The organism is [Mycobacterium] fortunisiensis (assembly GCF_019050325.1).
Taxonomy (GTDB): domain Bacteria; phylum Actinomycetota; class Actinomycetes; order Mycobacteriales; family Mycobacteriaceae; genus Mycobacterium; species Mycobacterium fortunisiensis.
This window is the reverse complement of record NZ_VOMB01000016.1, coordinates 344,334-366,076: the sequence shown is the minus strand read 5'-3', so window position 1 is coordinate 366,076 and position 21,743 is coordinate 344,334. Positions and strand designations below refer to the sequence as shown.

The window sequence follows — 21,743 nt, the reverse complement described above, 5'->3', positions numbered from 1 at the left end:
AGTCGCGGCCCTGCCACGTGCAGATGCAGGCCTCGTTGCACTCGGCGTCGGCCCCTGCGACATCGACCGCATGAGCGGCAGCGGCCATCGACGGCACCAGAACTTCGGTGTATATGGCGCCGAGGACCAGCCCGCCGGACCGACGCTGTCCGAAATCTGTTGGCGGGTCGGGTCAGGTCGGCCACCAGGCTACTGGTCGAGCTCGATCTCGCCGGCGTCGATGGCGTCCTTGACCTCTTGGGCGTGCGCCACTTGTTCGGAGGTGTAACCGATGAACAGCGCCGCACCGCCGACCAGGACGGCCACCGCCGCCACCCACAGCAACCCGTAGGTGTAGCCCGCGTCGAGCGCCGCCAGTTGCGGCCCGTTCATGTCCTTGACCGGACCGGTGGTCCCGCCCAGATACAGCGTGCGCGAGGTGATCACGGCCTGGATGATGGCCAGCACCAGCGGACCACCGAGGTTCTGCAGCATCAGCGCGATGGCAGAGGCCGGACCGATGCGGTCGAAGCCGACGCCGGCGATCGCCGAGAGGGTCAGTGGCACCACGATCATGCCGATACCGATACCGCCGACGGTGATGGGCACCACCAGGTTCGGGAAGTACGGGATGCCGGCGTGCAAGGTCGAGCCGTAGAGCATCGCGCCGAGCACCAGGACACCACCGGCGATCACCACAATCCGCGGCTGGAAGAACCGCACGACCTGTGACGAGGCGCCCAGACCGATGCCCATGCCGATCACGAAGGGGATGAAGCCGACACCGGCGTGCAGGGCGCTGTAGCCGAGGATGTCCTGCACATAGAGGCCGATCAGCACGGTCAGGGTGAACAGCACGCCGCCGGCCAGAAAGATCGCGGCGAACGTGGCGACCCGGTTGCGTTCGTGGAACAGGTCGAACGGCACCACAGGGTTCTCGGCGCTGCGTTCGGCGATCAGGAAGAACAGACCGCAGACGGCCGCGGCAGCACCGGAACCCAACGTGATCGGGGAAAGCCATCCGCTTTCGGGGCCCTGGGTGAAGGCGAACACCGCGGCCGTACAGGCCATCGTGGCCAGCAGCGCACCGGCAGCGTCGAGCTTCATGCGTTCGCGGTTGGTCTCGCGCAGTGCGGTGCGGGCCAAATACAGCATCACCAGGCCGATCGGCACGTTGACCAAAAACGCCAGCCGCCAGGACACCTCGGTCAGCGCGCCGCCGACCACCAGACCCATCACCGAACCGATCGCGGTCATGGCACCGAACACCGCGGTGGCAGCGTTGCGTGCGGGGCCCTTCGGGAAGGTCGTGGCGACGAGTGCGAGCCCCGTGGGCGAGGCGATCGCCGCGCCGACACCCTGCAGCAGCCGCGCGGTCACCATGGTGGTCTCGTTCCAGGCGATACCGCACAGGATCGAGGCGATCGTGAACAACGCGACGCCGACGATGAAGGTGCGTTTGCGACCGATGGTGTCGCCGAGGCGTCCGCCGAGCAGCATCAGGCCGCCGAAGGTCAGGACGTAGGCGGTGATGACCCAGCTACGTCCGGCGTCGGACAGGCCCAGTTCGTCCTGGATCCGCGGCAGCGCGACGATCGCGACTGTGCTGTCCATGGTGGCCAGCAGCTGCATGCCACCGATTGCGATCACCGCGGAAAGGAAGCCCCAGGACGGGAACCAGGACGGGAGGCGGGCAGCGAGGCCCTGGCGCTCGGCGTCGTTGAGTGCCGTCATAGGGCGCCACCTTACCGGAATCTTAAGAATCCTTTAACCGGCGAAGGCGGCCACGGACCCGATCACGATGATCGCCGGAGGTCGAATGCCTTCGGCACGGATCCGCTCGGGCGCGTCAGCCAGGGTGGCCCGCAGGGTGCGTTGGGCGACGGTGGTGCCGTGCTGCACCACCAGAACCGGTGTATCCGCAGGTCGCCCGCCATCCAGCAGGGCTTTGGTGAACAGCTCGATCCGTTCGACGGCCATCAGCAGCACGATGGTGCCGGTCAGCGCTGCCAACGCATCCCAATTCACTAACGATTCGGGATGCCCGGGCGCAACATGGCCGCTGACCACCACGAACTCATGGGTCATGCCGCGATGCGTGACCGGGACGCCGGCCAGCGCGGGTACCGATATGGCGCTTGTCACACCGGGCACGACGGTGACCGGGACGCCGGCCTCGGTGCATGCCAGCACCTCTTCGTAGCCCCGGGCGAAGACGAACGGATCGCCGCCCTTGAGCCGGACGACGAACTTTCCGGCCCGGACCCGGTCGATCAGCACCTGGTTGATGGCCTCCTGCGCCATCGCCCGGCCGTAGGGGATCTTTGCCGCGTCGATCACCTCGACGTGCGGCCCGAGTTCGGCGAGCAGTTCCTGGGGGGCCAGCCGGTCGGCGACCACCACGTCGGCGTGGGCCAGCAGCCGGCGTCCGCGCACGGTGATCAGTTCGGGGTCGCCGGGGCCGCCGCCGACGAGCGCCACTCCCATCGGCGCCTCCCCCAGCTCCGCGCCGGCGTCGGCGGTCAGCAGACCACGCTGCAGGGCTTCGTGGATGGCGGTGCGGATGGCGGCCGAGCGGCGGTGCTCGCCGCCGGCCAGCACGCCCACCGACAGTCCGTCGTAGTCGAACGTCGCCGGGGTCACCGCGGATCCTTCGCGTGCCACGTCGGCCCGCACACAGAAGATACGACGTTCGTCGGCTTCGGCGGCGATGGCGGCGTTGACATCGGAATCGTCGGTGGCCGCGAGCACGTACCAGGCACCGTCGAGGTCCCCGGGCCGGAAGTCGCGCAACTGCAGCGTGATCCCCGGCTCGTCGTGCGACAGCGCCTCCACCGCGGGGCTCGCCGCGCGGGCGATCACATGGACGTCGGCACCGTGCGCGATCAGCAGGGGCAGTCGGCGCTGGGCGACGGTTCCGCCGCCGACGACGACGACCTTCTTGCCCGACAGGCGCAGGCCGACGAGGTAGGCATTCTCGGAGGTCACATTGCTCCTCGCGTGCGCGGTGGTCACCCGCCGAGCTTAGTGGTTGCTGCGGTCGTCACGAAGCGGGTGATGGCCTCCGGGTGCGCCGCGGGGTGGGTGTGCAGGTATCCGGCATGCACACCGGCCTGCACCGCACCGTCGTGTCGGGGTTGTCCCGCCGGGCCGCCGAACGCCCAGGCCGGCGCCGGGACTTCGGTGAATTCCACTGCAGTTCGGTGGAATTCGTGTCCGGTGACGCGGTCGCCTGCGGCATGCAGGCAGGAGTCCACGACGGCGACCGCGTCGCGATAGCCCAGCGTGAGACGTTCGGTGAAGCGCGCCGAGCCGGCCAGCACGCCGCACATCGGAACCCCGTCGAGGTCGTCGACGAGGTAGGTCAGCCCGGCACATTCGGCGTGTACCGGCGCCCCGCGGCCGGCCAGGTCCCTGATCTGCTGGCGGACAAGGTCGTTGGCCGACAGGTCAGCGGTGAACTGCTCGGGGAACCCGCCGGGCACCACCAGCGCGTCCGCACCGTCGGGCAGCGGGTCGACCAGCGGGTCGAATTCGGCCACCCGGGCCCCGGCGCCGCGCAGCAGTTCGGCGTGCTCGGCGTAGCCGAAGCTGAAGGCCTTGCCTGCCGCGAGCGCGACCGTGACATCGGTCACCGACTCGGTCACCGACTCGGCCGCCGGGCTCCACGCCTCGGCGGTGACATGTGCGGCGGCGCCGGCGGCCACGGCTGCCACATCGACGTGACGGGTCACCAGAGCGGTCATCGCGGTGACCGCGTCACGGGCCCGACGACCGTGCTCGACTGCCGTGATGAGCCCGAGATGCCTTGAGGGGACCGTCAATTCGTCGGCGCGCGGGATCGCACCGAGCACCGCCACCCCGGCGTGCTCACAGGCCTGGCGCAGCACCGCCTCGTGCCGGTCGGAGCCGACCCGGTTCAGGATCACCCCGGCGATCCGCACCGACGGGTCGAAGGTGGCAAAGCCGTGGATCAGGGCCGCGATGCTGTGGCTCTGCCCGCGAGCGTCGACCACGAGCACCACCGGCGCCCCCAGTAGACCCGCGACCTGCGCGGCCGAGCCGCGCGGGACCCCGGTCATCTGGCCCTCGATGCGGCCGTCGAACAGGCCCATCACACCCTCGACCACCGCGATGTCGGCGCCGGTCGCGCCGTGCCGGTAGAGCGGCCCGATCAGGTCCTCACCCACCAGCACCGGGTCCAGGTTGCGGCCGGGGCGACCGGCGGCCAGGGCGTGGTAGCCGGGGTCGATGAAGTCCGGGCCCACCTTGAACGGCGCCGGGATGTGGCCGGCCTGGCGCAGGGCGCCGAGGAGTCCGGTGGCCACGGTGGTTTTCCCGCTGCCCGAGGCGGGGGCCGCGATCACCACCGCCGGGGTGGTGCCGGTGGTCATGTCTTCCTGCGGGGAAGGGTCACCCCACTCACCACTCGATGCCCTTCTGACCCTTGCGCCCGGCGTCCATCGGATGCTTGATCTTGGTCATCTCGGTCACCAGGTCCGCCGCATCGATCAGGGCCTGCGGCGCATCGCGGCCGGTGATCACCACATGTTGGGTGCCCGGGCGCGCGCGGAGAACCTCGACGACTTCGTCGACAGCGATCCAGCCCCACTTCAGTGGATAGGTGAACTCGTCGAGCACGTAGAAGTTGTGGCGCTCCTCGGCCAACCGGCGTTTGATCTCCGCCCAGCCATCGGCGGCGGCCGCAGCGTGGTCGACGTCGCTGCCGTGTTTGCGCGTCCAGGACCAGCCCGAGCCCATCTTGTGCCATTCGACCGGCCCACCGGTGCCGTGCTCGTCGTGCAACCGGCCGAGTTGACCGAACACGGCCTCCTCCCCGACCTTCCACTTCGCGCTCTTGACGAACTGGAACACCGCGACCGAGAACCCCTGATTCCAGGCGCGCAGCGCCATCCCGAAGGCTGCGGTGGACTTGCCCTTCCCGGGGCCGGTGTGTACCGCCAGCAGGGGCGCGTTGCGCCGAGCTCTGGTAGTCAGGCCGTCGTCGGGGACGGTCAGGGGCTGTCCCTGGGGCATGGGCCGGTCCTTTCGGTCTAGGCGGCGGTCCGATGGACCAGCTTGGTCAGCTCGGCCGCGCGCAAATGCTCCAGCCGCACTGCAGGCGATCCCAACTGCTCTGCCAGTTGGCCGGCCAATCCCAGTCGCACATAAGACGTTTCACAATCGACCACCACGGCGGCGGCGCCCTCGGCGGCGAGCGCGGCCGCGGCTCGGCGGGTACGGCCCAGTGGATCCGGGCCGCCGGTAGCCCGGCCGTCGGTGAGCACCACCACCAGGCTGCGTCGGGCCCGGTCGCGGGCCTTCTCCCGGATCACCAGATCCCGGGCCGCCAGCAGTCCTTGTGCCAGCGGCGTCTTGCCTCCGGTGTCGAACCGGGCCAACCGACGCCCGGCGATGTGCACCGACGTGGTGGGCGGCAGCAGCACCTGGGCGTCGTGCTGCCGGAACGTGATCACCGCGACCTTGTCCCGTCGCTGGTAGGCATCCCGCAGCAGCGACAGCGTGGCACCGGTGACGGCCGACATCCGATCGCGGGCGGCCATCGACCCCGAGGCGTCGACGACGAAGATCACCAGGTTCCCTTCGCGACCTTCGCGTACCGCGCGGCGCACATCCTCAGGGCGGGGGCGCGGCAGCCCGGCGCCGAGTTGCCGGCCCGCGGTGGCCAGCAGGGTGGCGAACATGTGCAGCCCGTGCCCGTCGGCGGGGTCGGCGGTCGCGGCGATCGGGGTGCCGGTGCGGTTGCGTGCTCGCGACCGCCGACCGGGGGCACCTTCGCCGACACCGGGTACCACCAGCGCCCTGGTGCGGAACACCGCCGACGGCGGTGCGCTCGGCCGCGTCGCCGACGGCTTCGAATTACCCTGCGCCGGTTGGTCTTCCGTGCCAGCCTCAGCGCCGCCACCGGGTGGGTCGAAATCGGGGTCGAATTCTGGATCGGGCCCCGAGGGCTCGGCATCGGAAGCTGCCGCAGACTCCCCCGCCTGCTGCATGGCCTCTTCCAGCCGTTCGGGATCCAGGCCGGGATCGTCGAACGGATCACGACGACGCCGGTGCGGCAGCGCGAGTTCGGCGGCCACCCGGATGTCCTCCTCGCCGACTGTGCCCGCACCCCGCCAGGCGGCGTGCGCGACGGCGGTGCGCGCCACCACCAGATCGGCCCGCATACCGTCGACGTCGAAGGCCGCGCACAGGGCGGCGATGCGGCGCAATTCACTGTCCGGCAGCACCACTGAGCCCAGCGTGGCACGGGCCGCGGCGATCCGCTCGGCCAACTCGGCGTCGGCGGCCGCGTGCCGTTCGGTGAAGCCCTGCGGGTCGGCTTCGTAGGCCATCCTGGCCCGGATCACCTCGACGCGAACGTCCACATCACGGGAGGCGGCGACATCCACGGTCAGGCCGAACCGGTCGAGCAGCTGCGGGCGCAGCTCACCTTCCTCCGGGTTCATGGTGCCGATCAGGACGAACCGCGACTCGTGCGAATGCGAAATACCTTCGCGCTCAACGTGAACCCGGCCCATCGCGGCGGCGTCGAGCAGGACGTCCACCAGGTGGTCGTGCAGCAGGTTGACCTCGTCGACATAGAGCACTCCGCCGTGCGCCCGGGCCAGCAGGCCGGGCGAGAAGGCGTGCTCGCCATCGCGCAGCACCTTCTGCAGGTCCAGGGAGCCCACCACCCGGTCCTCGGTCGCGCCGATCGGCAGTTCCACCAGACGGGCATCGTCGTCCACCGCCGACAGCACCGCCGCCAGACCGCGCACCGCCGTGGACTTCGCCGTCCCCTTCTCCCCGCGGATCAGCACGCCGCCGATCTCGGGGTGCACCGCGCACAGCAGCAGGGCCAGCCGCAGCCGGTCCTGGCCCACCAGTGCACTGAACGGATAGGTGTGGCTCTCCACCGTCATCAGACTCGCTCTCGCGTCACATCGACTCCGGGGCGCACCATCGGCACGTGCGGGATTCCGTCGTCGAGGAATTCGTCACCGTCACGCACGAATCCGTGCCGGCTGTACATGTCGACCAGATAGATCTGGGCATTGATGTGACACGGGCAGTCGCCGACCTCGGCCAGCGCCGCCTGCATCAGCCGGGTGGTGTGTCCTTTGCCGCGGTCGCTGCGTTTGGTGCAGACCCGGCCTATCCGGAACGACTTCTCCCCGCCCGGATGTTCCTCCATGAGCCGCAACGTCGAAATCACTTCTCCATCCGGGCCTTCCAGCCAGAAGTGGCGGGTCTCGGCGAGCAGATCCCGGCCATCGAGCTCCGGGTAGGGGGTGGCCTGCTCCACGACGAACACCTCGATGCGGAGCTTGAGCAGTTCGTAAAGAGTTGGAACGTCGAGGTCTTTGGCCCAGCTGCGGCGTAGTGCGACCGTCATCCGCCCGACCCTGTCACACGGTCGCAGGCTCGTCCAGTAGCAGGGCCTTGCTGCCCCACGCCCAGACCTCCTCGAACAGGCCGGGTTCGTCAGACAGCTTGGTGCCGAGCGACGGCACCATCTCCTTGAGCTTGGGCAGCCAACTCTGGTAGCGATCGGCAAAGCAGCGCTCCAGCACGTCCAGCATGGCCGGCACCGCGGTGGACGCCCCGGGTGAGGCGCCGAGCAGACCGGCGATGCTGCCGTCGGCAGCGGCGAGCACGGTGGTACCGAATTCCAGCACCCCACCCGCGCCGTTCCGCCGGATCACCTGCACACGCTGACCGGCGATGTCCAGTTCCCAGTCGGAATCGACTGCGCTGGGCGCGAATTCGCGCAGGGTGTCCACCCGCGCCGACTCACTGAGCAGCAACTGGCCGACGAGGTAATTGACCAGCCCCATTTCGGTGAGCCCGACACCGAGCATCGACATGATGTTGTTGGGCTTCACCGAGAACGGCAGATCGGTGACCTTCCCCTGCTTGAGGAACTTGGGTGACCAGCCGGCGAACGGCCCGAACAACAGCCAGGACTTGCCGTTGATCACGCGAGTGTCCAGGTGCGGCACCGACATCGGCGGGGCACCCAGCGGCGGCAGCCCGTACACCTTGGCCTGATGACCGGCAGTGAGCTTCTGGTTGTTGGTCCGCAGGAATGCGCCACCGACCGGGAAGCCGCCGAAGCCCTTGGCCTCCGGGATACCCGAACGCTGCAGCAGCGGCAGGGCGCCGCCACCCGCGCCGACGAACACGAACTTGGCGTTGACCTTGCGCTTGAGGCCGGTGCGGCGGTTGGTGACCTTCAGCGTCCAGCTGCCGTCGGATTCCTTACGCAGATTGCGCACCTCGTGACCGAACCAGGTGTCCATGCCACGCTGGGCGGTGAACCCGATCAGCTGGCGCGACAGCGCACCGAAGTCGACGTCCGTGCCGTTCTGTGACCAGTTCAGCGCGACCGGGTCGGAGAAATCACGTTTGGCGGCCATGAACGGCAGCCGGCGGGAGAATTCGTCCTTGTCGTCGATGAACTCCATCGAGGCGAACAGGGGGTTGCCCACCAGTGCCTCGTAGCGACGCTTGAGGTAGTCGACGTTGCCGGCCCCGTGCACGAAACTGACGTGCGGGATCGGGTTGAGGAAGCCGCGCACGTCGGGCAGCACACCGTTCTCGGCGGCGTAGGCCCAGAACTGCCGTGACACCTGGAACTGCTCGTTGACGTTGATGGCCTTGGTGATGTCGATGGAGCCATCGGAGCGTTCGGGCGTGTAGTTGAGCTCGCACAGGGCCGAGTGCCCGGTACCGGCGTTGTTCCACGGATCGCTGCTCTCCGCGGCGGCGCCGTCGAGCCGCTCGATCATGGTGATGGACCAGTCCGGTTCCAGCAGCCGGATCAGGGCACCGAGAGTCGCACTCATGATGCCGGCCCCGACCAGCACGACGTCGGTCTTCACGGTCGTACCCACGTTTGCCTCAGACACCCTGATCGCTCGTCCTTTGTATTGCGCGGCCCGTCGACGTTGACGGCTTTCTGTTACTCCCAGGTTATCGCGCGGGGAATCCCGGTTGGCCGCGCATGGTAGTGCTGTCCGTCACCCGCGCCCCGCGTGTGGCCGGAATCACGTCCCCCGGCGCCCTCCGCAGGTGCGTCTAGGGTGGAACCGTGACGTCACGGGAGCCCACCTGGGAGCCGGATGTACTGCCGGAGTTCTGGCAGCAGACCATCGACGCGGGGCCCGACCCCGACGGTGAGGGCCACCTGGTCGCCACCCTGGTGCGGCGCGGCCCCGGCGGTGGCGCCGGCCACGCCGTGCTCGCCCTGCACGGCTACACCGACTACTTCTTCCACACCGAGCTGGCCGATCACTTCGCCGCGCGTGGCTTCGCGTTCTATGCCCTCGACCTCCCGAAGTGCGGGCGTTCGCGGCACGACGGCCAGACGCCACACTTCACCACCGACCTGACCCGCTACGACACCATCCTGCGCCAGGCCCTGACGCTGATCGCGACCGACACCGACAACGCCTCGGTCTGTCTCTACGGCCATTCGGCCGGCGGGTTGATCCTGACGTTGTTCACCGACCGGTTGCGGCGCGGTGGTGAGCTGGCCTCCCATCGCGTCGGCGGACTGATCCTCAACAGTCCGTTCTTCGACCTGCACGGACCGGCGATCCTGCGCACCGCGCCCACCTCGGCCGCCCTGATCGCGCTGGCGCGACTGCGAAAACTGTCGGTGATCCGCAAGCCCACCGAGGGCGGCTACGGCACCACCCTGCATCGCGACTACGACGGGGAGTTCGACTACAACCTGGAGTGGAAACCATTGGGCGGCTTCCCGATAACGCTCGGTTGGATCAACGCCATCCGACGCGGGCAGGCCCGTCTGCACCGCGGCCTGGACGTCGGGGTACCCAATCTGATCCTGCGCTCCGACCGCAGCGTCACCGAGACTTCCGACCCTGCGGCGATGCAGCGTGGCGACGCGGTGCTCGACGTCCGCCAGATCGCACGGTGGTCCGGCTGCGTGGGAAACCACTCCACCGTCGCGCCGGTCACCGACGCCAAACACGATGTGTTCCTGTCGGTGTCAGGGGCCAGGCAGGCGGCCTACCGTGAGCTGGACCGGTGGCTGGATTACTACCTGAGCCGGCAAACCCGGCCGAGCACAACATCTTCCGGATAGGGATGCGCATGGACCACTACGATCTGACGATCATCGGCACCGGCTCGGGCAACAGCATCATCGACGAGCGTTACGCGGGCAAGAAGGTGGCGATCTGCGAGCAAGGCACGTTTGGTGGCACCTGTCTCAACGTCGGCTGCATCCCCACCAAGATGTTCGTCTACGCCGCCGAGGTCGCCAACACGGTGGCCGACGCCGCCAGGTTCGGCATCGACGCCCACATCGACAAGGTGCGCTGGCCCGACGTGGTGTCACGGGTTTTCGGCCGCATCGACCCGATCGCCGCCGGGGGCGAGGACTACCGTCGCAACGATCCGCAGATCACGGTGTACGCCGGTCACACCCGGTTCGGCCCCGCCACCGCCGACGGCCGCTACACGCTGCGCACCGAGGCCGGCGACGAATTCAGCAGCGATCAGGTGGTGATCGCTGCCGGGTCGCGCACGTTCATCCCACCGGCCATCGTGGACTGCGGGGTGACGTACTACACCAGCGACGACATCATGCGGATCCCCGAGCTGCCCGAACACCTGGTGATCGTGGGCGGCGGATTCGTCTCCGCCGAGTTCGCCCATGTGTTCTCGGCCCTGGGTGTGCGGGTGACCATCGTGGTGCGTGGCGCCGGTCTGCTCACTCACTGCGACGAGACGATATGCCACCGGTTCAACGAGCTGGCCGCGCAGAAATGGGATCTGCGCACGCATGAGAATGTGATCGGCTTCCGCGCCGGAGAGCAGCGCGGCGATTCCGTCGTATTGGAACTCGACGACGGCAAGACCCTGCCTGCCGACATGCTGCTGGTGGCCACCGGACGGATTCCCAACGGGGACCTACTCGATGCCGAACTGGCCGGGGTCGAGGTCGACGAGGATGGCCGGGTGATCGTTGACGAGTACCAACGGACCACGGCCCGTGGGATTTTCGCGCTCGGGGATGTGTCGTCGGACTATCAGCTCAAGCATGTCGCCAACCACGAGGCACGGGTGGTCCGGGAGAACCTGCTGCACGATTGGGATGACACCGCGGCGATGGCGCGCAGCGACCACCGGTTCGTGCCCTCGGCGGTGTTCACCGATCCGCAGATCGCCACGGTCGGCCTGACCGAGACCCAGGCCCGCGACGAGGGCTACGACATCGTCACCAAGGTTCAGGCCTACGGCGACACCGCCTACGGCTGGGCCATGGAGGACACCACCGGCATCGCCAAGCTGATCGGCGATCGTGCTACCGGCAGGATCTTGGGCGCACACGTCATGGGCTATCAGGCCTCCTCGATCATCCAGCCGCTGATCCAGGCGATGAGTTTCGGCCAGACCGCCAAAGAGGTTGCCCGGGGCCAGTACTGGATCCACCCCGCACTGCCCGAGGTGATCGAGAACGCGCTGCTGGGGCTGGTCGACTGACGTGGTAAGGCTCAGGCCCGGGCGCTGAAGCGCTCCTCGATCCGGCCGAACCGCCAGATCCCCAGCGCGACAAGCCAGCTGATCACGAACAGGCCGACGATGGCGAAGCCGGCGAATTCCAGGTCGGCCGACCCGATCACCGCGAGCGGACCCGAGGTGATTCCCAGCCGCTCCACCAGGAGACCGGTCAGCACGATGACACCGACGACGAGCGCGACGATCACGGACAGCACCGTGACCGTCAGGTTGTAGTAGACCTTGCGGATCGGCCGCAGAAATGCCCAACCGTAGGCGCGGGCCATGAATATGCCGTCCAGACTGTCGAACAAGCTCATCCCCGCGGCGAACAGGATCGGCAGCACCAGCACCGCGTACCACGGCAGGGTGAAGGCCGCGGTGCCCGCCGCCAGCACGAGCAACGCCACCTGGCTGGCGGTGTCGAAGCCCAGCCCCATCAGGAAACCCACCGGGTACAGGTGCCAGGGTTTACTCACCCGCCGCATCACCCGCCCGAGCAGTCGGGCCAGAAAGCCGCGGTTGTGCAATTGACGTTCCAGCTCGGCCTCGTCGAAATCACCGCTGCGCATGGACCGGAAGACTTTGGCAATCCCGACCGCAGCCACCAGATTCGTCAAGCCGATCAGGATGAGGAAGGTGCCGGCCACCAACGACCCGATCAGCCCGAGGGTTTGCAACATCGGCGACCCCTCGTCCTGCACCGGCCCCACAAGCGTGCGGACCCCCAGCGCCAGCAACAGCGCCAGCCCGAACACCACGCTGGAATGCCCCAGCGAGAACCAGAACCCGGCCGACAGTGACCGGGTCCCTTCGCCGACGAGTTTGCGGGTGGTGTTGTCGATGACGGCGATGTGATCGGCGTCGAACCCGTGCCGTACGCCGAGAAGGTACGCCGTGACGCCGAGCCCGACGCCGAAAACCCCTGCCGACCCGAGGGTGATGTGTTGGGGAGCCACCCCGAAGATGAGTACGCCCCAACCGATGACGTGCAACAACGCCACCACGGCGGCCAGGACGGCAATCGTCGTCCAGTCGACGCGGTCGAAGCGGGTGGTGGCTGTGCTCTCGGGCGCCGCGCCGATGCTCATCGGCCGAGCGTAGGCCGCGGCATCCATATCTGTCCAGGTAAACAGATGAGGATGCCGCTCAGCTGTGCCTTGCGCCGATCCAGTGCAGCAGATCGTGCACGACAGTGTCCTCAAGCCGGTAGCTCACCGTTCGGCCCACCCGTTTCGAGCTCACCCACCCTTGCTCGCGCAATACTCGAAGTGCTTGTGAAACAGCATTTTCCGATCGTCCCAGGGCCGCGGCGAGATCGCTGACGCAGATGCCGGGGGCGCGGTGCAGGCCCAGTAGGATCTCCAGCCGGTGCGGGTCGGACAACAGGTCGAAGCGCTGCGCCCAGGCCTTGGTGTCGAGATCAGACAGAGCCGACGACGCGCGCGCGACCTGGGTGTCTTTATCGGGCTGGCCCACGGTTCGAATCTAGCCGAGCGATCTCGGTGCCGGTATCTCGCGAGCACGAGGCTCGCAGCGTCCGAGGCTCGGTCGGCCTGTCCGAGCGTGCGCAGAACGCCGACATTTTGTGGCGTGTTGGGTGACAGACACGCACGCTCGCGGTGCGAGGGGTCAGGTCAGTCCAGGAAACCGTGCAGCAACGCCGACGATCCACCGACGTGGGCCAGCATGGCCGCCGCGGCCCCCTCACCGTCGCCGGCGAGAATCGCGGCGACGATCTGCTCATGTTGGGTGTCGGAGTGCGCGATGTTACGTGGCAGCAGTGGGATCTGATCCAGCAGGGCGTTGAGCCGCATCCGGTTCTCGGCGACCAGTGGCACCAGTGACGGTGATCCGGCGGCCTCGGCGATGGCCAGATGCAGCCGCGAATCCAGCCGTCGGTAGTCGTCGGGCTCGGCCGCACAGACATCGGCCAACCGTGCCTTCAATCCATCCCGCTCGGTCGCGCTCAGGCTTCGCGCGGCAGCCATCCGGGCCGCTCCGACCTCCAGAATCTCGCGCAACCGCAACGCGTCGTCGATCTCCTCGCGCGTCGCCCTCGGCCCGTCGGCGGCCTGCCTGGGCAACTCGGCAGCCAGGAAAGTGCCGCCGTACCGGCCACGCTTGGACACCAGATACCCGGCATCGGCCAGCGATTTGATCGCCTCGCGGACCGTGTCGCGGCTGACCCCCAGCCGAACCGCGAGTTCCCGTTCGGGCGGCAGCGACTCCCCCGGACCGAGCACCCCGAGCCGAATCGTCTCCAGCAGCCGGGCGACGGTGTCCTCGAATGCGTTACCCAGACGAACGGGTCGCAGCAGGGCGTCCGCGGTCTCGCCGGCGGGCTGCGGGTCCGATTGTGCGGTCATCGTCTACCGAGGCCTCACAGCGGCGTGACGTAGGCCGAGCTGATACCGCCGTCGACCAGGAACGTCGACCCGGTGATGAACGACGCGTCGTCACTGGCCAGGAACGCCACCGCGGCGGCCAACTCCTCGGGCTCGGCGAACCGGCCCACCGGGATGTGCACCAACCGGCGCGCGGCGCGCTCGGGGTCCTTGGCGAACAGTTCCTGCAGCAGTGGCGTGTTCACCGGGCCGGGGCACAGCGCGTTGACCCGGATTCCCTGGCGCGCGTACTGCACACCCAGCTCGCGCGACATCGCCAGCACCCCGCCCTTGGATGCGGTGTAGGAGATCTGGGAGGTGGCCGAGCCCATCACCGCCACGAACGAGGCGGTGTTGATGATGGATCCCTTACCCGCCGGGACCATGTGCCGCAGCGCTGCCCGGCACGACAGGTACACCGACTTGAGGTTGATGTCCTGTACCCGCTGCCAGGCGGGCAGCTCGGTGGTCTCGATCAGGTCATCCTCGGGCGGCGAGATCCCGGCATTGTTGAATGCGATGTCGACTGAGCCGAAAGTCGCTGCCGCGGTATCGAAGAGGTGGTCGACCTGGGCCTGCTCGGCGACGTCGACAGCCACGAACAACCCGTCGAGTTCCTCGGCGGCGGCCTCGCCCGTGGTGGGGTCGATGTCGCCCACCACGATCGTGGCGCCCTCGGCACGCAACCGCCGGCCGGTGGCCAGGCCGATGCCGCCGGCGCCGCCGGTGATGACGGCCACCTTGCCGGCCAGGCGCTGGGTCAGATCCATCTATAGCTCCTCTACTGCGAGTCTCGGACGGCGATGAAGACGTTCTTGGTCTCGGTGAACGACAGCGGGGCATCGGGCCCGAGTTCGCGGCCCAGGCCGGACTGCTTGAAACCACCGAACGGGGTGTTGTAGCGCACCGAGGAGTGTGAATTGACACTGAGATTGCCCGATTCCACCGCCCGCGACACCCGCAGGGCCCGCGACAGGTTGTCGGTCCAGATCGAACCGGACAAGCCGTAGGGGGTGTTGTTGGCCAGGGCGATGGCGTCGGCCTCGTCGTCGAACGGCAACACGGTGACCACCGGGCCGAAGATCTCGTCGGTGACCGTGCGGTCGTTGCGCTGTGGCGTCAACACCGTCGGCGGGAACCAGAACCCCGGGCCACTGGGGGCAGATCCGCGGAATGCCACCGGCGCGTCGTCGGGGACGTAGGACGACACTGACTCCCAGTGTGGGCGCGACACCAGCGGACCCATCTCGGTGTCGCGGGCGGTGGGATCCCCGACCGTCACGGCCTTGACGGCCGGCTCGAACAGCTCCATAAAACGTTCATAGACGCTGCGCTGCACCAGGATCCGGCTGCGGGCACAGCAGTCCTGCCCGGCGTTGTCGAAGACGCCCGACGGGGCCGCGGCTGCCGCCTGCTCGAGGTCGCAATCGTCGAACACGATGTTGGCGCTCTTGCCGCCCAGTTCCAGCGTGACCCGCTTGATGTGGACGGCCGCCCCTGCCATCACCCGCGTACCCACCTCGGTCGAACCGGTGAACACCACCTTGCGCACCCCCGGGTGGGTGACGAAGCGCTCCCCGACCACCGCGCCCTTGCCCGGCAGGACCTGGAAAAGCCCTGGCGGCAACCCCGATTCGATGGCGAGCTCCCCCAGCCGAATGCTGGTCAACGGCGTCCACTCGGCGGGTTTGAGCACCACCGCGTTACCGGCGGCCAGCGCCGGGGCAAAGCCCCACGAGGCGATCGTCATCGGGAAGTTCCACGGCGTGATCACCCCGACCACGCCCAGCGGCTCGTTGAACGTCACGTCCAGGCCGCCGGCCACCGGGATCTGCTTGCCGCTCAATCGTTCCGGGGTCGCCGAGTAGAACTGCAGCACGTCCCGGACATGGCCGGCTTCCCATTCGGCCTGCCCGATCGGATGCCCCGAGTTGGCGACCTCGAGGGCGGCCAGTTCGTCGACGTGGGCGTCGACGACGGCGGCGAAGGAACGCAACGCAGCGGCCCGCTCGGCCGGCGCCCACCGGGCCCACGTGCGCTGCACCTCGGCCGCCCGGGCCACCGCGTCGTCGACCGCCGCCACATCCAGCAGGTCGATGCTGGTCAGCACCTGCTCGGTGGCCGGGTTGACGACCTCGCTGGATGTCATGAAGCCCTCTCTGTCGCATAGGTTCTGGCGGCCTCGACCACAGCGGTGAACAACCGGAGGTCATCGAGGCTCTCCTCGGGGTGCCATTGCACGCCGAGGACGAAGGCGTCTCCCGGCAACGCGGGGTCCCGTTCGACCGCCTCGATCACGCCGTCGCTGTCACGGGCACTGACCACCAACCCCGCGCCGACCCGGTCGATGGCCTGGTGGTGATAGCACTGCGCGTCGGATGTTGCCCCGATCAGCGCAGCCAGCCTGGTGCCGGGCACGGTACGCACCTCCGACGTACCGAACACCGCGTTGCCCTTCTGGTGGTGGGTGTGCCCGATGACGTCGGGCAGATGCTGGTGCAGCGTGCCACCGGAGGCCGCATTGAGCACCTGTGCGCCCCGGCACACGCCGAGTACCGGAATGCCCTGCCGCAGCGCGGCTTCCAGCAGAGCGAACTCCCACTCGTCACGCTCGGTGGCCGGCTCGTTGGTGCTCGGATGCGGCTGGTGTCCGTAGCGTGCCGGGTCGACGTCCGGGCCGCCGGTGATGACCAACCCGTCGATGCGGGCCAGCACCCGGCCGGCGATGCCGGGGTCGACCGGTTGCGGCGGCAGCAGGACGGCGATCCCGCCGGCGCGGGTGACGCCTTCGAAGTAGATCTGCGGCAGGAAGCTGGCGCGCACATCCCACACCCCGGTCTGCGCCTGTTGCAGATAGGTCGTCATCCCGATCACCGGGCGAGCAGCTCCGGCCGTGTCCACATCAGAGCCGTTCAAAGCCACGCACCCTTTCCCAATCGGTCACCGCGGCGTTGAACGCTGCCAGTTCGACGCGTGCGTTGTTCAAGTAGTGCTCGACGACGTCGTCGCCGAACGCCATCCGCGCCACCTCGGACTTCTCGAACAACTCGGCCGCCTCGGCCAGCGTCGTGGGCAGTCGTTGAGCCCCACTGGCATAGGCGTTTCCGGCCAGCGCAGCGGGCAGTTCCAGCTCGTGGTCGATACCGTAGAGACCGCCGGCGATGAGCGCTGATACGGCCAAATACTGGTTGACGTCGCCGCCGGGCGCCCGGCATTCCACCCGCATGCCGAGTCCGTGGCCGACCACCCGCAACGCACAGGTGCGATTGTCCAGTCCCCACGCCACCGCGGTCGGCGCAAAGCTGCCGTCGGAAAATCTCTTGTAGGAGTTGATGTTCGGGGCATAGCACAGCGTCAGCTCGCGCAGAGTTGCCAACTGGCCCGCCACGAAGCTACGAAACATCGGCGACATGCCGTGCGGACCGGCCTCGTCGGCGAATACCGGCGATCCGTCGTCGGCGCGCAGCGAGATGTGGATATGGCAGCTGTTGCCCTCGCGCTCATCGAATTTCGCCATGAACGTCAGGCTCTTGCCGTGTTGATCGGCGATCTCCTTGGCGCCGTTGCGATAGATGGTGTGGTTGTCGCAGGTGACCCTCGCATGGTCATAGCGGAACGCGATTTCCTGCTGACCGCGGTTGCACTCTCCCTTGACGCCCTCGCAGTACAGCCCGGCCCCTTCCATGCCCACCCGGATGTCCCGCAGCAGCGGCTCCATCCGCGTGGAGGCGTGCATGGCGTAGTCGACGTTGTAATCGGAGGCCGGGGTGAGGTCTCGGTAGCCCGCAGCCCAGGCCTCGCGGAAGGTGTTGTCGAAGACCATGAATTCCAGCTCGGTGCCGACGTAGGGCACCAGGCCGCGCTCGGCCAGGCGGTCGATCTGGCAGTTGAGGATGCTGCGCGGCGCCTGCTGCACGGGGTTGCCGTCGAGCCACGAAAGATCGGCCATCACCAATGCGGTCCCAGGCAGCCAGGGAATCAACCGGAGCGTCGAGAAGTCGGCGGTCATCACCATGTCGCCATAGCCGGTGTCCCAATTGGACATCGAGTAGCCGGCGACGGTGTTCATGTCGACGTCGACGGCCAGCAGATAGTTGCAGCACTCCGAGCCGTGGGCGGCGACCTCCTCGACGAACAACCGGCCCGAAACCCGTTTGCCGGTCAGCCGGCCCTGCATATCGCAGAAGGCTACGACGACGGTGTCTACCTCGCCGGCGGCCACCATCTGCTCCAGCTCGGCCCGGGTCAGCATGCCGGGGTTCTGGCTCATTGCGCATCCTCCTGGAGCGTGGGACCCGCCGGCCAACCTGACTCCCAGCCGACCATTGGCTTCGTCGACGACGTGACGATCGTGCCTGCGATTGGCATGATTTGTCACGCATCAAAGGTAGGGTAGCCGACCAATAGCACTCAACCGGTGACGCACCGCTCACCCGAGCAACTCGCGGATGTCGGAGGCGGTGATCGCCGAACCGAACAGCTCCCCCTCGTCGACAACCGCGGCGAACAGGGCCCGCTTGCGCTCCTGCAGGGCCACCACTTTCTCCTCGATGGTGTTCTCCGAAACCAGCCGGTAGACGGTCACCGGGCGGGTCTGCCCGATCCGGTGGGCGCGGTCGACGGCCTGGGCCTCGGCCGCCGGGCTCCACCACGGGTCGCACAGGAAGCAGTAGTCCGCGGTGGTGAGGTTGAGCCCGAACCCGCCCGCCTTGAGGCTGATCAGGAACACCTGCCTGGCCCCGGTGCCGAAGTCCTCGATCGCCGCCGCCCGGCCCTCGGAGTCCACCGAACCGTCCAGGTAGCTGTAGGCGATCCCGGCGGCGTCAAGGTGTGCCCGCACGATGGCGAGGAAGCCGGTGAACTGGCTGAACACCAGCGCGCTGTGGCCCTCGACGACCAGCTGGTCGAGCTGTTCGACGAGGAAGTCGACCTTGGCCGAACCCACCGCCTGCGCGCCGTCGTCGACCAGACCCGGATGCAGGCTCAGCTGCCTCAGCAGGGTCAGCGATCGAAAGATCTGGAAGCGGTTCTTCTCCCAATCACCCAGCAGCCCCAAGACTTTCTGTCGCTCCCGGGCGAGCCGGGCGTCGTAGATCTTGCGGTGCTTGGCGCTCAGGCCGATGGTGAGCACCTGTTCGCTCTTGGGGGGCAGCTCGGTGAGCACCTGACCTTTCGTACGGCGCAGCAACACCGGCTTGACCCGTCGGCGCAGCACCGGCAGCCGATCGTCGGCCTCCCCCGATTCGATCGGCTTGCGGAAGTACGTGTCGAACACCTTCGGCGAGGGGAACAGCCCGGGCACGGTGATCGACAGCAGCGACCACAGCTCCAGCAAGTTGTTCTCCATCGGAGTACCGGTGATCGCCAACTTGAACGGCACATCGAGCAACCGGGCACTCTGATGCGTCTTGCTGTGGTGGTTCTTCACGAACTGGGCCTCGTCGAGAACCATTCCGGCCCACTGGATCTGCGCATAGGCCGCAACGTCCATGCGCAGCAGGGTGTAGGAGGTCACCACGATGTCGGCCGCGGCCACCCGCTCGGCCAGACTCACCGCGGCGCGAGCCTCGGTGGAGGTGATCACCACCGCGGTCAGGCCCGGGGTGAACTTGCGGCATTCCGCCAGCCAGTTGCGCGCCACGCTGGTCGGAGCCACCACCAGGAACTTGCCCGCGCCGGCGGCCACGGCCCGGGCGATGAGGGCCAGTGTCTGCACCGTCTTTCCCAGACCCATGTCATCGGCGAGGATCCCGCCGATACCGTTGTCCCACAGGAACGACAACCAGTTCAGCCCGTCGCGCTGGTAGTCACGCAACTCCGCGGCGAGGTCTTCGGGCGGCACGACGGGCACCGGCGGCCGGGCGGTGGCGAGCCGGGCCAGGTTGCCCCGCCACCGGGCGAGCTGTTCGTCGACCACCCCGAGCTCGAGCAGTTCGTCCCACAGCGTGATGTTCAGCGACGCGGAATGGGCGCGGTCGCCGTCGATTTCGCCGAGCGCACGCGCCTCGTCGAGCAGGGCCCGCAACCGGACCAGCTCGGGGGTGTCCAACCGGAAGTACATCCCCGACGGCAGCAGCATGTGCGTTGCGCCCGCGGACAATTCACGGATGACCTCGGCCAGTGCCACTGTCTCACCGTCGACCCGCACAGTGATGTTCAGGCCGAACCAGTCACCGGAGACCGAGGGATCGCCGGAGAACGACACCAGCGGGTCGGTGGTCGCGGCACGGTACGTCTCGTCGGTGTCGACGACCAGATCCGGATAGCAGTCCAACTGGGGCAGCGTCTGCCCACACAGCACCGCGGCCTCGACCAGGGTGAGGTTCACCCCACCCAGCAGCGTGCGCTGCGATGCCACCGCGACCGCGTCCAGGGCGCTCGCGGCGTTGACGACGGCACGCATCTCGTGGACCGCCTCGGCATCCAGCGTCGCCGAAATCCGGCGGTTGACGTGCTGCGTCGCTTGACGTTTCCAATCCGCAGCGGCTGCAGCGACCGCCTGCACGGCGGGCAGCACGCGTTGCCACGCCGATGCCTCGGCGCGGGCATCGCGGTATCCGACCACCCCGGGTGCCGACGTCGGATCGAAGTCGTGGTGCTGATCGTTGACGTGGTAGCGGGTACTCCAGAAAGCGCGCGCACCGCCGTCGACGACCTTCACGGTGAGCAGCGGAACCGGGCCGGTGATGGTCGGCGGGACGAACAGACTGTCGGCGACCTCCATGTCCACGCTGTGGGCCAGCCGCGGCAGGATGTCGACCGCCAGCTCGCGGGCCATGTCGGCGGGGATGTGCACCTGTTCGTGGTGGCCGAGAAGCTCGGCCATGGTGCGGCCGGGCATCGGATCGAACGCGCCCAGTCGCAGCACGGAATCGACCACCTGGAACATCCCGTGCGGAGCCGGCATGCCGATCAGCCCCACCCCTTCGGCATCGTGCTCCTGCCCGTCGACGATCATCGCGACCGACATCACCGCGCCGTCGCCCTCGGTGGCAAAGTCCAGCCGCAGGTGGACATTCTTGATCAGCTCGACGGCACGGATCCCGCTGGCAGCGTCGGCCAGCACGGTCACCCCGGCTTCGAGCACCTCGTCGAGCCGGGGCCACAGGGTGCCCGGCATCCCGTTGAGCACCATGGCCTCACCACCGTGCGGCTGGGTGTACCGCTCGAGATCCGCGATCAGGGCCCGGACCGCCCGGTACTGGCCCGGCTCGAACTCGCCCGGCTCGGGGTGGTCGACGAGCCGCCGCCACGTCAACGCCCGGGTGATCCACGTGCCTCGTTTCCCCAGGGTCAGTGGCCGCACCATCAGCAGCGTCCCGGGCCGGTACCGGGTCGGCGCACCGACGGAGAACTCCAGCGCGATCGGTTTGCCACCGTCTTCGGGAACAGCCAACTCGTCGAGCACCCGGTCGAGCAGGTAGCGCCACCGCTCCACCGGGGGCTGTGACGCAGCCGCGGGGAACGCCGTCAGCACCAGGGCGACGGCATGTTTGCAGAACGAGCCCACCGGGCATGAACACAGGGCCCATTCCACGACCGCGCGGCTGCCCTGCGACAGACCTACCTCAAGGACGTACAGCTGAGCATGCGAACCCACACACCGTCCACGCAGCAGCCGGGCGTCCTCGTCGAACTCGACGTCACGGACCCGGCCTTCGGCCGCATACCGTTCACCGCGAACTGTCGACTGCGCGCCAAAGTCACGAATCAGCTCGTCGCGGGCTATGCCGAAGCCGAATCCAGGCCCCATGCGAGGAGGATAGGGCTACTCACCGACATGTTCTGTTTTCACCCCCGACACACCTCGGGTGAGACACCGACAGCAGTTTCTGTGTAGGG

17 protein-coding genes are annotated in these 21,743 nt (G+C 68.1%); 2 read left to right on the top strand and 15 right to left on the bottom strand.

The window, feature by feature from the left end; all coding sequences use genetic code 11:
* Positions 1 to 189: 189 nt before the first annotated feature.
* From FR943_RS12020 to mqo, 7 genes are read right to left on the bottom strand one after another with little or no spacing between them, the layout of a single operon-like run.
* A complete protein-coding gene (locus FR943_RS12020; RefSeq protein WP_217157256.1) occupies positions 190 to 1,713 on the bottom strand; it encodes an MFS transporter in 1,524 nt (507 codons plus the stop codon).
* 33 nt (positions 1,714 to 1,746) lie between these two features.
* Positions 1,747 to 2,967: a uroporphyrinogen-III C-methyltransferase gene (gene cobA / locus FR943_RS12015; RefSeq protein WP_217158183.1), complete on the bottom strand. Its 1,221-nt coding sequence runs from the start codon at positions 2,965 to 2,967 to the stop codon at positions 1,747 to 1,749.
* Between the two features lie 23 nt (positions 2,968 to 2,990).
* Entirely contained in the window at positions 2,991 to 4,373 is a 1,383-nt protein-coding gene (locus tag FR943_RS12010) for a cobyrinic acid a,c-diamide synthase CobB (protein ID WP_217157254.1), read from the bottom strand.
* A gap of 28 nt (positions 4,374 to 4,401) precedes the next feature.
* Positions 4,402 to 5,016, bottom strand: a complete 615-nt coding sequence (gene cobO, locus FR943_RS12005) for a cob(I)yrinic acid a,c-diamide adenosyltransferase (protein ID WP_217157252.1) — start codon at positions 5,014 to 5,016, stop codon at positions 4,402 to 4,404.
* Between the two features lie 17 nt (positions 5,017 to 5,033).
* Complete coding sequence (locus FR943_RS12000) at positions 5,034 to 6,905, bottom strand: magnesium chelatase subunit D family protein (RefSeq protein WP_217157250.1); 1,872 nt, start codon at positions 6,903 to 6,905, stop codon at positions 5,034 to 5,036.
* Positions 6,905 to 7,378, bottom strand: a complete 474-nt coding sequence (locus FR943_RS11995) for a GNAT family N-acetyltransferase (protein WP_217157248.1) — start codon at positions 7,376 to 7,378, stop codon at positions 6,905 to 6,907. Before FR943_RS11995 ends, FR943_RS12000 begins: the two co-directional genes overlap by 1 nt.
* 13 nt (positions 7,379 to 7,391) lie before the next feature.
* Positions 7,392 to 8,831 (bottom strand): malate dehydrogenase (quinone), encoded by a 1,440-nt coding sequence (gene mqo, locus FR943_RS11990; RefSeq protein ID WP_246585001.1) that lies wholly within the window; start codon positions 8,829 to 8,831, stop codon positions 7,392 to 7,394.
* 245 nt (positions 8,832 to 9,076) lie between these two features.
* Between mqo and FR943_RS11985 the strand changes: the two genes are divergently transcribed.
* Positions 9,077 to 10,096 (top strand): alpha/beta hydrolase, encoded by a 1,020-nt coding sequence (locus FR943_RS11985; protein WP_217157237.1) that lies wholly within the window; start codon positions 9,077 to 9,079, stop codon positions 10,094 to 10,096.
* An 8-nt stretch (positions 10,097 to 10,104) separates the two neighbouring features.
* Complete coding sequence (gene mtr / locus FR943_RS11980) at positions 10,105 to 11,499, top strand: mycothione reductase (protein WP_217157235.1); 1,395 nt, start codon at positions 10,105 to 10,107, stop codon at positions 11,497 to 11,499.
* Positions 11,500 to 11,510: 11 nt separating this feature from the next.
* On the opposite strand, the gene nicT is transcribed toward mtr, so the two are convergent.
* The 8 genes from nicT to FR943_RS11940 form a co-directional block, all read right to left on the bottom strand.
* Entirely contained in the window at positions 11,511 to 12,605 is a 1,095-nt protein-coding gene (nicT, locus tag FR943_RS11975; protein WP_217157233.1) for a Nickel transporter NicT, read from the bottom strand.
* Between the two features lie 58 nt (positions 12,606 to 12,663).
* Complete coding sequence (locus tag FR943_RS11970) at positions 12,664 to 13,002, bottom strand: ArsR/SmtB family transcription factor (RefSeq protein WP_372448135.1); 339 nt, start codon at positions 13,000 to 13,002, stop codon at positions 12,664 to 12,666.
* 149 nt (positions 13,003 to 13,151) lie between these two features.
* Positions 13,152 to 13,883 (bottom strand): FadR/GntR family transcriptional regulator, encoded by a 732-nt coding sequence (locus FR943_RS11965; protein WP_217157229.1) that lies wholly within the window; start codon positions 13,881 to 13,883, stop codon positions 13,152 to 13,154.
* A 14-nt stretch (positions 13,884 to 13,897) separates the two neighbouring features.
* The gene (locus FR943_RS11960; RefSeq protein ID WP_217157228.1) at positions 13,898 to 14,671 is read right to left on the bottom strand and encodes a 3-oxoacyl-ACP reductase; all 774 of its coding nucleotides are present in this window, start codon (positions 14,669 to 14,671) and stop codon (positions 13,898 to 13,900) included.
* An 11-nt stretch (positions 14,672 to 14,682) separates the two neighbouring features.
* Positions 14,683 to 16,050: an aldehyde dehydrogenase family protein gene (locus FR943_RS11955; protein WP_217157226.1), complete on the bottom strand. Its 1,368-nt coding sequence runs from the start codon at positions 16,048 to 16,050 to the stop codon at positions 14,683 to 14,685.
* Complete coding sequence (locus tag FR943_RS11950; RefSeq protein WP_217157224.1) at positions 16,047 to 16,766, bottom strand: gamma-glutamyl-gamma-aminobutyrate hydrolase family protein; 720 nt, start codon at positions 16,764 to 16,766, stop codon at positions 16,047 to 16,049. The genes FR943_RS11955 and FR943_RS11950 overlap by 4 nt, the downstream gene beginning before the upstream one ends.
* A 37-nt stretch (positions 16,767 to 16,803) precedes the next feature.
* Positions 16,804 to 18,171, bottom strand: a complete 1,368-nt coding sequence (locus tag FR943_RS11945) for a glutamine synthetase family protein (protein WP_217157222.1) — start codon at positions 18,169 to 18,171, stop codon at positions 16,804 to 16,806.
* A 159-nt stretch (positions 18,172 to 18,330) separates the two neighbouring features.
* Positions 18,331 to 21,654 (bottom strand): DEAD/DEAH box helicase, encoded by a 3,324-nt coding sequence (locus FR943_RS11940; RefSeq protein WP_217157219.1) that lies wholly within the window; start codon positions 21,652 to 21,654, stop codon positions 18,331 to 18,333.
* Positions 21,655 to 21,743: the final 89 nt, after the last annotated feature.

What these genes read in the sequence shown, in the direction of transcription:
- FR943_RS11965 (WP_217157229.1), bottom strand. Translation starts at nt 13,883, where the DNA reads ATGACCGCACAATCGGACCCGCAGCCCGCCGGCGAGACCGCGGACGCC.
- mqo (WP_246585001.1), bottom strand. Translation starts at nt 8,831, where the DNA reads ATGAGTGCGACTCTCGGTGCCCTGATCCGGCTGCTGGAACCGGACTGG.
- FR943_RS11955 (WP_217157226.1), bottom strand. Translation starts at nt 16,050, where the DNA reads ATGACATCCAGCGAGGTCGTCAACCCGGCCACCGAGCAGGTGCTGACC.
- FR943_RS11950 (WP_217157224.1), bottom strand. Translation starts at nt 16,766, where the DNA reads ATGACGACCTATCTGCAACAGGCGCAGACCGGGGTGTGGGATGTGCGC.
- mtr (WP_217157235.1), top strand. Translation starts at nt 10,105, where the DNA reads ATGGACCACTACGATCTGACGATCATCGGCACCGGCTCGGGCAACAGC.
- FR943_RS11945 (WP_217157222.1), bottom strand. Translation starts at nt 18,171, where the DNA reads ATGAGCCAGAACCCCGGCATGCTGACCCGGGCCGAGCTGGAGCAGATG.
- FR943_RS12010 (WP_217157254.1), bottom strand. Translation starts at nt 4,373, where the DNA reads ATGACCACCGGCACCACCCCGGCGGTGGTGATCGCGGCCCCCGCCTCG.
- FR943_RS11940 (WP_217157219.1), bottom strand. Translation starts at nt 21,654, where the DNA reads ATGGGGCCTGGATTCGGCTTCGGCATAGCCCGCGACGAGCTGATTCGT.
- FR943_RS12000 (WP_217157250.1), bottom strand. Translation starts at nt 6,905, where the DNA reads ATGACGGTGGAGAGCCACACCTATCCGTTCAGTGCACTGGTGGGCCAG.
- FR943_RS12020 (WP_217157256.1), bottom strand. Translation starts at nt 1,713, where the DNA reads ATGACGGCACTCAACGACGCCGAGCGCCAGGGCCTCGCTGCCCGCCTC.
- FR943_RS11960 (WP_217157228.1), bottom strand. Translation starts at nt 14,671, where the DNA reads ATGGATCTGACCCAGCGCCTGGCCGGCAAGGTGGCCGTCATCACCGGC.
- nicT (WP_217157233.1), bottom strand. Translation starts at nt 12,605, where the DNA reads ATGAGCATCGGCGCGGCGCCCGAGAGCACAGCCACCACCCGCTTCGAC.
- FR943_RS11995 (WP_217157248.1), bottom strand. Translation starts at nt 7,378, where the DNA reads ATGACGGTCGCACTACGCCGCAGCTGGGCCAAAGACCTCGACGTTCCA.
- cobO (WP_217157252.1), bottom strand. Translation starts at nt 5,016, where the DNA reads ATGCCCCAGGGACAGCCCCTGACCGTCCCCGACGACGGCCTGACTACC.